This window comes from Enterobacter genomosp. O, from assembly GCF_001022965.1.
GTDB lineage: Bacteria > Pseudomonadota > Gammaproteobacteria > Enterobacterales > Enterobacteriaceae > Enterobacter > Enterobacter cloacae_L.
This window is the reverse complement of record NZ_LECZ01000025.1, coordinates 490324-504879: the sequence shown is the minus strand read 5'-3', so window position 1 is coordinate 504879 and position 14556 is coordinate 490324. Positions and strand designations below refer to the sequence as shown.

At 60.4% G+C, this 14556-nt stretch carries 14 protein-coding genes; 1 reads left to right on the top strand and 13 read right to left on the bottom strand.

Annotated elements, in window-relative coordinates; translation table 11 throughout:
* Window positions 1-57: 57 nt before the first annotated feature.
* The 5 genes from ABR39_RS12320 to ABR39_RS12300 form a co-directional block, all read right to left on the bottom strand.
* The gene (locus ABR39_RS12320; protein ID WP_047347168.1) at window positions 58-762 is read right to left on the bottom strand and encodes an ABC transporter ATP-binding protein; all 705 of its coding nucleotides are present in this window, start codon (window positions 760-762) and stop codon (window positions 58-60) included.
* The gene (locus ABR39_RS12315) at window positions 749-1585 is read right to left on the bottom strand and encodes an ABC transporter ATP-binding protein (protein WP_047347167.1); all 837 of its coding nucleotides are present in this window, start codon (window positions 1583-1585) and stop codon (window positions 749-751) included. Before ABR39_RS12315 ends, ABR39_RS12320 begins: the two co-directional genes overlap by 14 nt.
* Window positions 1578-2411 (bottom strand): ABC transporter permease, encoded by an 834-nt coding sequence (locus tag ABR39_RS12310; RefSeq protein WP_047347166.1) that lies wholly within the window; start codon window positions 2409-2411, stop codon window positions 1578-1580. The genes ABR39_RS12315 and ABR39_RS12310 overlap by 8 nt, the downstream gene beginning before the upstream one ends.
* The gene (locus tag ABR39_RS12305) at window positions 2411-3424 is read right to left on the bottom strand and encodes an ABC transporter permease (protein ID WP_047347165.1); all 1014 of its coding nucleotides are present in this window, start codon (window positions 3422-3424) and stop codon (window positions 2411-2413) included. The genes ABR39_RS12310 and ABR39_RS12305 overlap by 1 nt, the downstream gene beginning before the upstream one ends.
* A gap of 139 nt (window positions 3425-3563) precedes the next feature.
* Window positions 3564-5132, bottom strand: coding sequence for an ABC transporter substrate-binding protein (locus tag ABR39_RS12300; protein WP_047347164.1), 1569 nt, complete (start codon window positions 5130-5132; stop codon window positions 3564-3566).
* 201 nt (window positions 5133-5333) lie between these two features.
* On the opposite strand from ABR39_RS12300, the gene ABR39_RS12295 reads away from it, so the two are divergent.
* The gene (locus tag ABR39_RS12295; RefSeq protein ID WP_047347163.1) at window positions 5334-6032 is read left to right on the top strand and encodes a GNAT family N-acetyltransferase; all 699 of its coding nucleotides are present in this window, start codon (window positions 5334-5336) and stop codon (window positions 6030-6032) included.
* Window positions 6033-6064: 32 nt separating this feature from the next.
* On the opposite strand, the gene ABR39_RS12290 is transcribed toward ABR39_RS12295, so the two are convergent.
* From ABR39_RS12290 to betI, 8 genes are all read right to left on the bottom strand, one after another.
* Window positions 6065-7759: a thiamine pyrophosphate-binding protein gene (locus ABR39_RS12290; RefSeq protein WP_047347162.1), complete on the bottom strand. Its 1695-nt coding sequence runs from the start codon at window positions 7757-7759 to the stop codon at window positions 6065-6067.
* Between the two features lie 33 nt (window positions 7760-7792).
* The gene (locus ABR39_RS12285; RefSeq protein ID WP_047347161.1) at window positions 7793-8533 is read right to left on the bottom strand and encodes an SDR family oxidoreductase; all 741 of its coding nucleotides are present in this window, start codon (window positions 8531-8533) and stop codon (window positions 7793-7795) included.
* Between the two features lie 273 nt (window positions 8534-8806).
* Window positions 8807-9454: an anti-sigma factor gene (locus ABR39_RS12280; RefSeq protein ID WP_047347160.1), complete on the bottom strand. Its 648-nt coding sequence runs from the start codon at window positions 9452-9454 to the stop codon at window positions 8807-8809.
* Window positions 9451-10005 carry an RNA polymerase sigma factor gene (locus ABR39_RS12275; protein ID WP_047347159.1) on the bottom strand — a complete coding sequence of 185 codons (555 nt, stop codon included), beginning with the start codon at window positions 10003-10005 and terminating at the stop codon, window positions 9451-9453. The genes ABR39_RS12280 and ABR39_RS12275 overlap by 4 nt, the downstream gene beginning before the upstream one ends.
* 43 nt (window positions 10006-10048) lie before the next feature.
* Window positions 10049-10612, bottom strand: coding sequence for a fasciclin domain-containing protein (locus ABR39_RS12270; RefSeq protein WP_047347158.1), 564 nt, complete (start codon window positions 10610-10612; stop codon window positions 10049-10051).
* A 152-nt stretch (window positions 10613-10764) separates the two neighbouring features.
* Window positions 10765-12429: a choline dehydrogenase gene (gene betA, locus ABR39_RS12265; protein WP_047347157.1), complete on the bottom strand. Its 1665-nt coding sequence runs from the start codon at window positions 12427-12429 to the stop codon at window positions 10765-10767.
* 13 nt (window positions 12430-12442) lie between these two features.
* Entirely contained in the window at window positions 12443-13915 is a 1473-nt protein-coding gene (gene betB / locus ABR39_RS12260) for a betaine-aldehyde dehydrogenase (protein ID WP_047347156.1), read from the bottom strand.
* A 13-nt stretch (window positions 13916-13928) separates the two neighbouring features.
* Window positions 13929-14516, bottom strand: coding sequence for a transcriptional regulator BetI (gene betI, locus ABR39_RS12255; RefSeq protein ID WP_047347155.1), 588 nt, complete (start codon window positions 14514-14516; stop codon window positions 13929-13931).
* Window positions 14517-14556 lie beyond the last annotated feature (40 nt).

The window sequence follows — 14556 nt, the reverse complement described above, 5'->3', positions numbered from 1 at the left end:
GTGGCGGCTACGCCTTACCCGGCCTACGAAACCCGTGCGGCGCTCGCCGCCGCACGGTTACCCCATCCTATGCTCACCCCTCAACATTGCCTCACGGTCAAATACCCGCTGGATCTCCCCGTGCGCCATAAACGCTGCCCGGTCGGACATATGCGCAACCACGTCCGCGTCGTGGCTCACCAGCAGATAGGTCATGCCGTGCTCGGCCTTCAGGCGGTTGAGCAGGTTCAGGATTTCCGCCTGCACCGACATATCCAGCGCCGAGGTGGGCTCGTCCAGCAGGAGTAGCTGCGGGCGCAGCAGCAGCGCGCGGGCAATCGCCACGCGCTGGCGCTGGCCGCCGGAAAGCTGGTGCGGGTAGCGTTTACCCGCGTCGGCGGAAAGCCCCACCTGCTGTAGCGCATCCGCCACCTTTTCGGCAACCTGAGTTTCACCGTGGATGTTTAACGGCTCTGACAGGGTGCGAGAAATTGTGTGGTTCGGGTGCAGCGAGGCCCAAGGATCCTGAAACACCATCTGCACGTTGCGGCGAAGCTCGCCTTCAAAACGTCGTCCTGGCCGTAACGCTTCTCCCAGGATCGAAATGCGGCCGTTCCACTCGCGCTGCAGCCCCGCCAGCACGCGCAGAATAGTCGATTTCCCGCAGCCGGATTCACCGATCAGGCTGAAGGTCTCGCCTTTCTCAATAGCAAAGCTGGCGGCGGAGACCGCCGTTTTCTCCCCGAAGCTCACCTGGAGCTGGTTTACGTCAACGAGAGCCATTGTTCACCTCCTTCCACGGCTGCGAGCGGTCCAGCGTCGGCAGCATCTGTCCATAGGTACTGGCGCTCGGACGGCAGGTCCACAGGGTGCGCGTGTAAGGATGCGTCGCCTGCGGGAGCTGGCTTGCCGCCATCTCATCGACCTTTTCGCCCTGATACATCACCAGCACGCGGTCGCAGTGCTCCGCCACCAGCGGCAGATCGTGGCTGATGAGCAGCATCGCCATCTGGCGCTCTTCGCACTGCTGCACCAGCAGTTCGAGGATCTGGTTGCGCAGGCGGGCGTCCAGTGCGGAAGTGGGTTCGTCGGCAATCAGCACCTGCGGGTTGTTGATCAGCGCAATCGCAATCATCACGCGCTGGCCCATGCCCCCGGAGAGTTCAACGGGGTAGCGCTGGAGGACATGTTCGTTGAGTCCGACGGCGCGGATGATGTCGTGAATGCGCGCCAGGCGTTCAGCGCGGGGCAGGCGCTGATGCAGGGTCAGCGCCTCCTCAAGCTGGGCGGCGACGTTTTTCGCCGGATTCAGCGCGTAGCGCGGGTCCTGCAGGACCATCGCAATCCCGTTGCCGCGCAGCGCCTGCCAGCGTCCGCTGTTCAGGGTCAGCAGGTCGTTGCCGAGCACGTTAAGCCGGTTCGCGCTCACGATGCCGGGCTTACGCACCAGCCCCATCAGAGCGCGGGCGGACATCGACTTGCCCGAGCCGGATTCCCCCACCAGCGCCAGCCGCTCGTTGCCAAGCGTGAAGCTCAGGTTGTTGACCACGCGCGCGGCGGGGTAGTCGATATTCAGCGCATCGACGATGACGCGGTGTTCAGTCATGCTGTGGCTCCAGTACGTCGCGCAGGCCATCGCCCAGCAGGTTAAAGGCCAGGCTGGCGAACAGAATGGCCCCGCCCGGAATGGCGGCAATCCACCACTGGTCGAAAATCACCTGCATGCCGTCGGCGATCATCGCGCCCCATTCGGCCATCGGCGGACGTGCGCCAAGGCCGAGGAAGCCAAGACCGGCGGCGGCCAGAATAATGCCTGCCAGATCCAGCGCCAGCCGCACAATCGCGGACGGCAGACACAGGGGCAGAATATGCCCGACCAGCAGGCGCGGGCCGCGAATGCCCATCATCTCGGCGGCGGCCAGGTAATCGCTGTGGCGCAGGCGCTGAATTTCACTGCGCGCCTGACGCGCGTAGGCCGGCCAGGTGGTTAAGGCCAGCGCCAGCGCGCCGTTGACCAGCCCCGGGCCGAGCATCGCGACAAACGCGAAGGCGAGGATCAGGCGCGGCATCGACATCACCACGTCGGTAAAGCGCATCAGGATGCGCTCCATCCAGCCGCCGTAGTAGCCGGACAAAATCCCCACCAGCAGCCCGGCGGGCAGGGTGATAACGGTAACTAATGCCACCAGCCCGAGCGCCGGTCGCGTGCCGTAAATCAGGCGCGAAAGCAGGTCGCGCCCGTAGCTGTCGGTGCCCAGCCAGTGCTGGCCGTTCGGTGCCTGCAGGCGCGAAGCGGCGTCCTGCCAGTTCGGGTCAAGCGGCGCGAGCCACGGCGCGAACAGGGCGATCAGCACCAGCAGCGCGATGGCAATCAGTCCGCAAAAGGCGGCGGGGGAGCGGCGCAGGCGGCGTAAGAAAAGATAAAACGGCATCAGCGCACCCTGGGATCGGTTGCCCGCACGAGCAGGTCGGTAAGGTTATTGATCAGCACAAAGCAGACGCCAATCAGCAGCGTGCCGCCCATGATGGCGGTGGTGTCTCCGGCGAACAGGGCGGTGGTGAGATAGCGCCCGATGCCCGGCCACGAGAAGACGGTTTCGGTTAATACCGCGCCCTCCAGCATGCTGGTGTAGGCCAGCGCAATCACCGTCAGCAGGGTGCCGCGAATGTTCGGCAGCACGTGGCGCAGCAGGATGGTCATCTCCCCGGCACCCTTGGCGCGGGCGAGCAGAATGTACTCTTTGTTCATCTCGCTCAGGCAGGCGGATCGCGTCAGGCGGGTAATGCTCGCCAGCGAGTAGTACGCCAGCAGCAGCACCGGCAGCACCAGGTGGCTGATGGCGTTGCGGAACGCCTCGCGGTCGCCGGAAAGCCAGGTATCAATCAGCGCAAAGCCGGTGCGCGGCTCCACGGTGAACTGCCAGATGTCGTCCAGCCTGCCGGGACCCGCGCTCCACTGCAGCTTCGCGTAGAACAGGGCCAGCATCAGCAGGCCGAGCCAGAAGATCGGCACCGAGTTGCCGAGCAGGGTGAGGGTTCTGAGCGCTAAATCGAGCGGTGAACCGGCGTAGCGGGCGCACAGCACCCCGGCAATCACGCCGAGTACGGCACCGATGATTAAGGCAAGGGTCGCCAGCTCCAGCGTGGCGGGGAAGGCGTGCAGCAGATCCTGCAGCACCGGCTGTCCGGTGGCGCTGGCGGTGCCTAAATCACCGTGGGCGAGGTTTTGCAGATAGTGCCAGAACTGCACGGGCAGGGGCCGATCCAGACCGAGCTGGTGGCGAACCTGATCGTAGGTTGACTGGCTGGCGTGATCGCCGACGATCTGCAGCACGCGATCGACCGGGGAAAACGCCGAAAGCGCAAACGTGACGAGCAGCAGCCCGAAAAGCGTGAGCAGCAGGGTCAGCAGACCCTGCAGCACGCGGGTGGAAAGATGTGGCATGGGAAAACCGTTATCCTGAAAATATGCACGGACGGCTCCCTCTCCCGTTGGGAGAGGGCGGGGGTGAGGGGAAACAGGCGGCTCTGTTGCGCGATGTTGCCCTCACCCCAACCCTCTCCCACAGGGAGAGGGAGAAAAGCTACTTCGTAACGCGATCGTACCAGACCATATCCGCGTTCAGCCCCTGCTGATACCCCTTCACGTTATCGCGAACCACGATCTGGGTTTTGCCCTGATCGACGAACACGTACGGCGAGCTATGCTGCAGCTGTTCCTGCATTTTCTTGTACAGATCCAGACGCTTCGCCGGATCCGGCTCGGCTACCGCTGCCAGCGTGGCCTTGTTCATCTCCGGAATTTTCCAGCCGTTAAGCCCCGCCACGGTGCTGGATTTGCCGTCGTTCCACGCGAAGGCGCTGGCGTTGGAGTGCGCATCGAAGTAGTCCGGGATCCACAGACGAATCGCCGCCTGATGCTGCTTCGCGCGCACGCGTGCGTACACCTGGCTACCCGCCGCGGGCAGCAGATCCACCTTCACGCCACCCTGCGCAAAGCTCGCCTGCATCGACTGGGCGATGGTGATAAACGGCGCCTTGTTCTCCACGTCGAGGGTGAAGTGCGCGTCTTTAATGCCCGCTTTCTCGAGGATCGCTTTCGCCTTCGCCGGGTCAAATTTAAACGGATTGTCTTCCAGCGCGCCCGGCAGGCCGACCGGCAGGAAGCTCTGATGAACAAAATACTGGCCTTTCAGCAGATTTTTGGTGATGCCTTCATAGTCGACCAGCCAGCGTGACGCTTCCCAGAAGGCCGGGTTGTTCAGCAGCGGGTTGGCGCTGTTGCCGGTGTTAAACACCAGGTAATTCTGCTCCGCGGACGGGATGCTAAGCACCTTCACGCCCGGCTTGCCGTCCAGCGCGCTAATCTGGTCTGCACCCAGATCGCGCGCCACGTCGGCATCACCCTGCTGGATCAGCAGGCGGCGCGAGGCCGGATCGGGGACGTTTTTAATAATGATGCTTTTCAGCTTCGGCGCACCGCCGGGGGCGGAGTCGTTGGCTTCCAGCACGATAGCCTGATGCGGCTGATAGACGCGCATTTTGAACGCGCCGCTGCCCGCCGAGTGCATTTTCAGCCACGCGTTGCCGAAGTCGTTATCCTTCACGTTCGCCGCAACCTGCTTTTCATCCACGATGGAGGCAATCGGCGTAGAGAGAATATTCAGCGCCACCGACGGGCTCACATCCGCCGTCCAGTGAAGCTGGAGGGTATGGTCATCCACCTTTTTCAGCTGGCTGGCGATGTTGCTGGCGTCCCAGCCCAGCACGTTCAGGATAAAGGCCGGGGATTTGTTCAGCGTCACGGCGCGGGTGTACGAGAAGATCACGTCTTCCGGGCGCAGCGGGTTGCCGGAGGCGAATTTTGCATCGGGCTTGAGCTTGATGGTCAGGGTTTTTGCGGCCGCGTCGGCGTCCCAGCTTTCCGCCAGAATCGGGGTGATTTTTTCCGGGTTATCGCGGTCCGGCTGTACCAGGCGCTGATACAGGCTCGGCACGGTCTGGATGCTGGAGAGCTCGTTGGCTTCAGCCGGGTCGAGGCTCACGATGTCATCAAGCCCCTGGGCAACAACCAGCGTGTTGGGCGGAGTAGCGGCGTGGGCAGCGCTTGAGAGCGCAGCCAGCACCAGTAACGGCAGCAATTTTTTAGTCATAGCGATCCCTGAGAAGAATATATTGTGATTGTTTTATGCTCCGCTACGTTAGGTCGTCTCTGACATTACGCAAAGTCGAAATTCAGCTTTCCTTATGCCTTCCTGGAATATCGCATGCGCTCGGGCTATTAAAATACGCTGCTTTTCGCCCGCTTTTTAACCTGCTATAACAAAATCCTTACCTTTCAGGGAGTCAACGTCGTGCCAGAAATCAATCAACATGGTCAAACCGTTAACGATATCGTGCCTGGCTGGACGGGCGCGCGCGTCTTAACCCGCACGCCGCTGTTCGGCCAGTACTGCCGTCTGGAGGTGCTGGATGCCGATCGCCACGCGGCCGATCTCTATGAGGCGTATGCCCTGGGCGACGACAGCGACTGGACGTGGCTTGCCAGCACGCAGCCGACGAGCGTGGAAGCCACCGCGCACTGGATCGTGGCGAAGGTGATGGACGATGAGCTGGTGCCGTTTGCCGTCATTGATTTACGCACCGAGCGGGCGGTGGGGCTGGTGAGCTATATGGCCAACGAGCGTCTGCTGGGGTCGGTCGAGATTGGCCACGTGACCTGGTCGCGGAAGATGAAAGGCTCCCGCATCGGTACCGAAACGGTGTGGCTGCTGCTGAAAAATGCCTTTGAGCACGGCTACCGTCGGCTGGAGTGGAAGTGCGATTCCATGAACGTGGCGTCGCGCAGGGCGGCGGAGCGGCTGGGGTTTGTCTGGGAAGGGCGCCTGCGCCAGAAGCTGGTGCGCAAGGGACGCAACCGGGACAGCGATATGCTTTCTATTATTGACGGCGAATGGCCGCAAAGAGACGCGGAGCTGCGCGCCTGGCTGGCGGCGGAGAATTTTGACGGGGAAGGGCGGCAGATTAAGCGGTTAGAGGCGTTTCGGTTATAGGTGTTTTTGTAGGGTACATCTAAAACGGCCGATCAATCTGCGGAAATGGCAATTTCAATCAAGTTGGTTTTTCCGGACTGCAGCCCCTGCGTCACCGCCGTGGCGATATCCGCGGCCTGGGTGACCCGGCAGCAGCGGATGCCCAACGCGGTGCCCAGCGACTGAAAATCAATTTGCGGGTTAATCAGATCCATCCCGATAAAACGCCCCAGCTTCGTCGAACTGTAGCCCGGCTGACCTTTCATAAAGTTCTTCAGGATGTTGTACTCCAGGTTGTTCATCACGATAAAGGTGACGGGCAACGCTTCGTGCGCTGCCGTCCAGAGCGCCTGCGGGGAATACAGCGAGGCGCCGTCGCCAACCAGACACACTACCGGCTCGCGCCCCAGCCCCAGCGAGTGGCCTACTGCTGCGGGCATCCCCCAGCCCAGACCGCCGCCGCGCATAAAGTAGTACCGCTGATGCTGACGATCGGAGATAAACCTGCGGACGTGTCTGGCCGTGGCAATCGCCTCATCGACAATCGTCGTGCCCGCCGGAATGGCGCGGATGACTTCCCAGGCCGCCACCATCGGGGAGATAGCCGGGCGTAACCGTTCGGCGGCCAGGCGTTCTTCCTGCTGCCGCCACTCGTTTTCCCGCTCCACGCGCGCCTTAGCCAGCAGTTGCTGGTGGAGCAGCTTGCTGGCAGCCCGGTGCTGGTCCAGTCTCGGCAGCAGGTCGCGCAGAGAGAGCTTGATGTCACCCATCACCGAGAGGCGAGTGGCATACGAGCGGCCAAGCTCGTTCATATCCGCCGAGAGCTGATACACCGCGCAGCTTTCCGGAATGGCCTCGCCCTCGCTATACAAAATGGCGATCAGGCTTCTGCCGCCGATGATAAATACGGCATCGTAGGCGTTGATGACGCTGGCGATTTCTCCTGCGGTGGTGGGCATGTTGCCCCGCCAGAGCGCGTGCTGGGTGGGAAAAGGCAAATTCAGCGGCCAGGAGGAGCCGTAGACGTGGGCGCTAAGCGCCTCCGCAAGCTGGACAATCTCCTGCGTCGAGCCGCTGGAGTGAACTTCATCGCCCGCCACAATCATGACCCTGCCGGGGGGAACCGCGCTGAGCGCCTGCGCCAGCTCGTCCAGCGAGCCCGCGACGGTGTGATAGTCCACTCTGGACGCCGTCTGTATCCCGGCGTCGCTCAGCTCTTCCATAACGTTCATCGGCAGAGAGAGCAGGACCGGGCCACCCGGAGGGTAGCTGGCCGCGTGAAACGCGCGTCGCACCAGCACCGGGAGCTGGTCGGCGCTGGTGACCTCCTGCGCCCACTTCATGACCGGGGAACCAATAGAGACAATGTCATCATACAGAAGCGGGTCGCGGACGTAGTGGCGCGTGTCCTGCTGTCCGACGGTGACAACCAGCGGAGTTTTCATGATCCGCGAATTAATCAGATTCCCCATGCCGTGCCCCAGACCGCTGGCGGTATGCAAATTGATAAAGCCGGTTTTGCCGGAGGCTTTTGCGTAGCCGTCGGCAATGGCAACCACGCTGCTCTCCTGGAGCGCCAGAACATAGTGAATATTTTCATGACGAAGCAGAGCATCGATGAGGGGAAGTTCGGTGGTGCCGGGATTGCCAAAAATATATTCCACGCCTTCACTCTCCAGCACCTCAAGGAGAATATCGGCGCCGGAGCGCATATTTAAATCTGATAAGGACGTTAATGATTTAATCATAATGACACCTCATTCAGTATTATTTAAGGCATGCTAAAATTCTTCCTGCGTCGGACGAACAACAATTTCATTAATATCAACGTCGCCTGGCTGTTCGATGGCAAATAAAACGGAGCGGGCAATCGCGTCTGCCGAAATAGCCTGCTTATAAAATTCATGGAGAAATTTTTTACTCTCTTCGTCTGAGCTGCCGAACTGCAGCTCGCTTTCGACCGCGCCGGGAGAGATAAGCGTGGTGCGTATCGTTTTACCTGCTTCCTGGCGCAGACCCTCGCTAAGCGCGCGAACGGCGAATTTTGTCGCGCTGTACACCACGCCGCCGGGGGCAAGGACCTTGATGCCCGCTACCGAGGCAACGTTAATAAAGTGTCCACTTCCCTGGCGCTGGAACACCGGTAATGCGGCCGCGACGCCGTACAGTACCCCTTTCAGATTGGTATCAATCATCTTGTCCCATTCGTCGGTTTTCAGCTCGCTGAGTGGGGCGATAGCCATAAAGCCAGCGTTGTTGATCAGCACGTCCACGCGCTGGTATGCGGCGATGGCAGCCTCAATGGCGCGCTGGACCTCTTCCTGACGGGTCACATCGGCCTTGACGGCGATGGCCTTGCCGCCTTGCTGGATTATCCTGTCCCCGAGGGCATTAATTTTGTCCTGACGGCGCGCCACCAGGACCAGCGAATACGCATTATTCGCTAAATGGAGGGCAATGGCCTCACCAATCCCGCTGCTGGCACCGGTGATAACGACAACCTTGTTTGCACTATTATTCATGATCTTATCTCACTGTTGTGTGATTCAAAAAATAAAAGGCAGGGAAGGATTAAAGAATAACGGCGAATTCTTTAATTCTGGTTTTTGATATATTGTATATCTGACATGGAATAAGGTTCGCTTAAAACTTAATGGAGTACGGAAGAGTATGTCAATAACGTTTTATAATAATAAAATTAATTGCAAGCCTAATATTTAATTCTTATATGTAACTGTCATATGAACAGAATGAAATTGGGTGCCCCTCGCCTCCCTGCGAATAAGGCACGAGGATTATATTTTTCCACTGTACAGCACGGGCCCCGTGGGAAGGCCGGTGGGGGAGCCTCCCTCTGGTTCAAGGCTTATCGCTATCGTGGCGTCAGGAGTCAGCGCTGTGTTCCTGAGAGTAACGCGTGTCGGTATGGCGGTATGCAGCAGCCCCAGCGATATCGGCGCCTGACCGTCAGGTATCAGCCAAAGCTGCAGGCTATGTTGTGCCGCAACGGCGTTCGGTCTGAGCGGGGTAATGCTCAGATGCTCGCGTCTGGCGTCCGCACTGACTACCCACTCCCCATGCTGCCGGGCATCGTTGAGCACCATCAGCGGAGCGAGTTCCGGCGTGCGGGTGGAATACCAGGCAATGACGGTAACGGCGGCGAGGGAAGCCGCGGCCATCCAGCCGATATAAGGACGGCTTTTACGCAAAGGCGTTGTAGAGGGCAGATCGAGGACGATTCTCTTCCACACCGTTTCTGGCGGAGGGACTGGCGCAAGATGGCTATCGAGCGTGCTGAACATGTTCTGCCAGTACGCAGCGCGGGCGGCCAGGCCGGGTTCATCGGCAAGCCTTTTCTGAAACTGAAGCCGTGCCCCTCCCCGCAGGGTGCCGAGGGCATATTCTGCTGCCAGCATGTCGTCGCGTTTTTCAGCGTCATTCATAGGCCCACACACTCCCGAAGATGATCCATTGCGCGGCGGATCCAGCTTTTTACTGAGCCCACCGGCTGCTGAAGCCAGTCTGCAATATCGCTGTGGGACATGCCCTGATAGTAGGCAAGCGTAATGCTCTGACGCTGTTCGTGGCTCAGATGTTCCAGGCAATGCCTGAGCCGTGCTGCCTGCGCGTCGTCGTGCCAGCTATTCGGCTCGTCGCTTTCGCTCAGCAGAATATCTTCGGAATACGACTCCTCGCGGGCGGCAGCGCGGGTTTGCCCGCTGCGCAGCCAGTCAATGCAGCGGTTGCGAACAATATGCGTGAGCCAGGTCATCGGAGAGCTCAGGGTGGCGTTATAGGTTTCAGCTTTACTCCAGACGGTGACAAAACAGTCGTGAAGGATCTCTTCCGCCCAGGCGCGATGACGCAGCATGCGCAGCGCGACGGCAAACAGATGCGGTGAAGTGAGTCGGTATAGTTGTTCAAATGCGCGGCGATCGCCGTTTGCGACCGCCTGCATTAATTTCAACTGCTGTTCAGCCAGCGCGTTATCCATGTTTTTCCCGGAAGGCAACGTCACACTTCCGAAGTATAGACAACTACTTAGGCATCAGGACGGTATCAATCACATCGATCACGCCATTTTTCTGATGGACGTCATAGGTGCTGATGTTCGCCACGTTACCTTTACCATCTTTGAGCTGAATATTGTGCGGGCCGTTGCTCATGATCCACAGAGGCTGACCGTTAACGGTTTTCAGTTCAGCGTGGCCGCCGCCCTGTTTAATTTTCTGCTCCAGCGCTTTCATATCGTAATTACCGGCTACCACGTGATAGGTCAGGATGCTGGTGAGCAGCGCTTTATTTTCCGGCTTCACCAGGTTGTCGACCGTACCCGCAGGCAATTTTGCAAACGCCGCATCGGTTGGCGCAAAAACGGTGAAGGGCCCTTTGCTCTGAAGCGTATCCACCAGCCCGGCTGCTTTGACCGCCGCCACCAGGGTGGTGTGATCTTTCGAGTTCACGGCGTTCTCAACAATGTTTTTGCTCGGGAACATTTCCGCTCCGCCCACCATCACGGTGCCTGACGTCATGGCTGCTGATGCGCCTGCACAGAAGAGTAAAGCGCTGGATACGAATGCAACACTGAGTAGCTTTTTCATCATTTATCCTCGGATTAGGGAGCAAAGGCGTTGCTCACATACTCACATACGAGGGCAGGGGGAAAACTGGATGCAGGGAAATGAAAATAAATTTCGGGAGAGGGAATTCCCTCTCCCCAGCGGGGAGAGGGTTAGGGTGAGGGGAAAACGACTTAGCGCCTCACCGGTGCGCCATTCGCCACATAATACGCCGCCGTGCTCTTCGCCAGCGGCTCGCGACCGCGAATGGCGTCGGCAACTTTCTCGCCAATCATAATGGTGGTGGCGTTCAGGTTGCCGGTGATGATCTGCGGCATAATCGACGCATCCACCACGCGTAACCCTTCCAGTCCGTGAACGCGGCCTTCACCGTCGACCACCGCCATCTCGTCATAGCCCATCTTGCAGGTGCCGCACGGGTGGAAGGCGGTTTCGGCGTGGTTGCGCACGAACTCGTCCAACTGCTCGTCGGTCTGGCACTCGACGCCCGGGCTGATTTCGCGCCCCCGATATTTGTCCAGCGCAGGCTGGTGCATGATCTCGCGGGTGATGCGGATCGCGTCGCGGAACTCCTGCCAGTCCTGCTCGTGGGACATATAGTTGAACAGAATCGCCGGATGCTGCTGCGGATCGCGTGACGTAATGCGCACGTGGCCGCGGCTTGGGGAACGCATGGAGCCGACGTGGCACTGGAAGCCGTGCTCTTTTACCGCGTTCGAGCCGTTGTAGTTAATCGCTACCGGCAGGAAGTGGTACTGAATGTTCGGCCACTCGAACTCCTCGCGGCTGCGGATAAACCCGCCCGCCTCGAAGTGGTTGCTCGCCCCCACGCCGGTGCCGCCAAACAGCCACTCGGCGCCAATCTTCGGCTGGTTCCACCACTGCAGGGCAGGGTAGAGGGAAACCGGCTCTTTGCATTCGTACTGAAGATACATCTCCAGGTGATCCTGCAGGTTTTCGCCCACGCCGGGCAGGTCGTGCACCAGCGGGATATCAAACTGCTTCAGCAGCTCCGCGTTGCCCACGCCGGAGCGCTGCAGGATCTGCGGGGAGGCGATCGCGCCTGCGCACAGCAGCACCTCTCTCTTCGCCGTCGCTTTGGATGGAATGGTGCTTTCGCCTTCCAGCCACTCGACGCCCACCGCGCGCTTGCTTTCGAAGAGGATGCGGTCGGTCATGGCGTGGGTGCGGATGGTCAGGTTCGGGCGCTTTTTGGCCTGGTCCAGATAGCCGCGCGCGGTGCTGGCACGTCGGCCCTGCGGCGTGACCGTGCGGTCCATCGGGCCGAAGCCTTCCTGCTGATAGCCGTTAAGATCGTCGGTGCGCGGGTAGCCCGCCTGCACGCCCGCCTCCACCATCGCCTCAAATAGCGGGTTCACGCCCGGTTTGGAAGTGGTGACGCTCACCGGACCGTCGCCGCCGTGGTAGTCGTTCGGGCCCACGTCGCGCGTTTCGGCCTTGCGGTAGTAGGGCAGGCAGTTGAGATAGCTCCAGTGCTCCAGGCCCGGCTCTTTAGCCCAGTTATCCAGATCCATCGCGTTGCCACGCACGTAGCACATGCCGTTGATCAGCGACGAGCCGCCCAGCCCTTTGCCGCGCCCGCACTCCATGCGGCGGTTGTTCATGTACGGCTCTGGCTCGGTTTCATACGCCCAGTTGTAGCGCTTGCCCTGCAAAGGGAACGCCAGCGCGGCGGGCATCTGGGTGCGGAAGTCAAAGCGGTAATCCGGCCCGCCCGCTTCAAGCAGCAGCACGGTGGTGTTCGGATCTTCAGTCAGTCGCGTTGCCAGTACGTTGCCGGCAGAGCCGGCCCCGATAATGATGTAGTCAAATTGCAAATAAACCTCCCGGTTAAAATATGGACTGGAATTTACCCATCTCAACCTGGATGGACTTCACCTGGGTGTAGCTTTGGAGCGTCATCACCCCGTTCTCGCGGCCGATGCCGGAGTGCTTGTAGCCGCCAACCGGCATCTCTGCGGCGGATTCACCCCAGGTGTTGATCCAGCAGATGCCCGCTTCGAGCTGATGAATGGCGCCGTGGGCGCGGTTCAGGTCGGCCGTGACGATGCCCGCCGCCAGACCGTAGTCGGTGTCGTTGGCGCGGCGAATGGCTTCTTCATCCGTTTCGTAGGTGAGGATGGACATCACCGGGCCGAAGATCTCCTCGCGTACGATGGTCATCTCGTCGGTGCAGTCGGTGAAGACCGTCGGGGCAACCCACGCGCCGTTATCAAAGCCGTCACCTTTTAGCACGTCACCGCCGCACAGCACGCGCGCGCCTTCCTCTTTGCCTTTGGCAATGTAGCGCAGCACGCTGTCGCGGTGCGGGAAGCTGACCATTGGGCCAAAGTTGGTGTTTTCATCGAACAGATCGCCCGCGCGGATGCGGCCCACGCGCTCGACGATTTTCTGCTCAAACGCGGCTTTAAATTTCACGGGCACGAACACGCGGGTGCCGTTGGTGCACACCTGGCCGGAACTGAAGAAGTTCGCCATCATGGCGATGTCCGCCGCGAGATCGAGATCCGCGTCGTCGAAAATAATCAGCGGAGATTTGCCGCCCAGCTCCATCGTCACCTCTTTCAGGGACGAAGCCGCCGAGTTGGCCATCACCTTTTTGCCGCTGGCGACGCCGCCGGTAAAGGAGACTTTGGCGATGCCCGGATGGTCGGTCAGGAACTGGCCGGTCTCCGCGCCCACGCCCGGCAGGACGTTAAACACGCCGTCCGGCAGGCCCGCTTCGGTGTAGATCTCGGCAAGCTTAAGGGCGGTGAGCGGGGTCACTTCGCTCGGCTTGAAGATCATCGCGTTGCCCGCTGCCAGCGCCGGGGCAGATTTCCACAGGGCGATCTGGATCGGGTAGTTCCACGCGCCGATGCCCGCCACCACGCCCAGCGGTTCGCGGCGGGTGTAGACGAACGAGGTCTCACGCAGTGGGATCTGGCTGCCTTCCAGCGCCGGGATCAGCCCCGCGTAATACTCCAGCACGTCCGCGCCGGTGACGATGTCCACGGTTGAGGTTTCGGAAAAGGCTTTACCGGTGTCGAGGGTTTCCAGCTTTGCCAGCTCGTCGTTGCGCTCGCGCAGGATATCAACGGCGCGGCGCAAAATGCGCGAGCGCTCCATGGCGGTCATCGCCGCCCAGATCTTCTGCCCGCGCTGTGCGCTTTCCACGGCGCGGTCGACGTCATCGCGCCCGGCGGCCTGCACGGTCGCCAGAACTTCACCGTTGGTCGGGTTGATGGTCTCGAAGGTGCGACCGCTGGTGGCCGATGTATAACCACCATTGATATAAAGCTGCTGTTCTGCCATTCGGGACATAAATTCTCCTCGGTTAATCGGTCGGTAAATGCTGGCTGATAAAGTGGCTGGTAAGCGACTGGGCCAGCGTCTTATCCAGCGGTTTGCCGCTCAGGGCCGCGCGCAGCCATAGGCCGTCAATCAGAGCAGCCAGCCCGTAGCCTGCCTCCTGCGCCTGTTCGCGCGGTAGTTCGCGGCGGAACTCGTACACCAGGTTTGACAATAAGCGGCGGCTGCTCACCTGCTGCAGGCGGTAGAGCATCGGCTGGTGCATGCTGCTCGCCCAGAAGGCCAGCCAGGCCTTCATCGCCGCGCTGCTGACCTGGGTCTCATCAAAATTGCCGCCGACAATCGCCTGCAGGCGCTGCTCCGCGCTGCCGTTCGACAGGGCGTGCAGGCGGCTTAATACCGCGTCGCGCAGCTGGCCGGTGATGTCGCGCATGGTCGCTTCCAGCAGACCATTTTTGTCTTTGAAGTAGTGACTGATGATCCCCGTGGAAACGCCCGCCCGACGGGCGATCTGCGCGATCGTCGCATCATGCATTCCCACTTCATTTATTGCTTCCAGCGTGGCGTCGATAAGCTGCCTGCGCCGGATTGGCTGCATCCCCACTTTGGGCATTGTTGCCACTCCATTCATCAGCGTTGGTTAACCATTAAAG

Coding starts and splice junctions, on each gene's coding strand:
- ABR39_RS12320 (WP_047347168.1), bottom strand. CDS start 762: ATGGCTCTCGTTGACGTAAACCAGCTCCAGGTGAGCTTCGGGGAGAAA.
- ABR39_RS12315 (WP_047347167.1), bottom strand. CDS start 1,585: ATGACTGAACACCGCGTCATCGTCGATGCGCTGAATATCGACTACCCC.
- ABR39_RS12310 (WP_047347166.1), bottom strand. CDS start 2,411: ATGCCGTTTTATCTTTTCTTACGCCGCCTGCGCCGCTCCCCCGCCGCC.
- ABR39_RS12305 (WP_047347165.1), bottom strand. CDS start 3,424: ATGCCACATCTTTCCACCCGCGTGCTGCAGGGTCTGCTGACCCTGCTG.
- ABR39_RS12300 (WP_047347164.1), bottom strand. CDS start 5,132: ATGACTAAAAAATTGCTGCCGTTACTGGTGCTGGCTGCGCTCTCAAGC.
- ABR39_RS12290 (WP_047347162.1), bottom strand. CDS start 7,759: ATGATTAAATCATTAACGTCCTTATCAGATTTAAATATGCGCTCCGGC.
- ABR39_RS12285 (WP_047347161.1), bottom strand. CDS start 8,533: ATGAATAATAGTGCAAACAAGGTTGTCGTTATCACCGGTGCCAGCAGC.
- ABR39_RS12280 (WP_047347160.1), bottom strand. CDS start 9,454: ATGAATGACGCTGAAAAACGCGACGACATGCTGGCAGCAGAATATGCC.
- ABR39_RS12275 (WP_047347159.1), bottom strand. CDS start 10,005: ATGGATAACGCGCTGGCTGAACAGCAGTTGAAATTAATGCAGGCGGTC.
- ABR39_RS12270 (WP_047347158.1), bottom strand. CDS start 10,612: ATGAAAAAGCTACTCAGTGTTGCATTCGTATCCAGCGCTTTACTCTTC.
- betB (WP_047347156.1), bottom strand. CDS start 13,915: ATGTCCCGAATGGCAGAACAGCAGCTTTATATCAATGGTGGTTATACA.
- betI (WP_047347155.1), bottom strand. CDS start 14,516: ATGCCCAAAGTGGGGATGCAGCCAATCCGGCGCAGGCAGCTTATCGAC.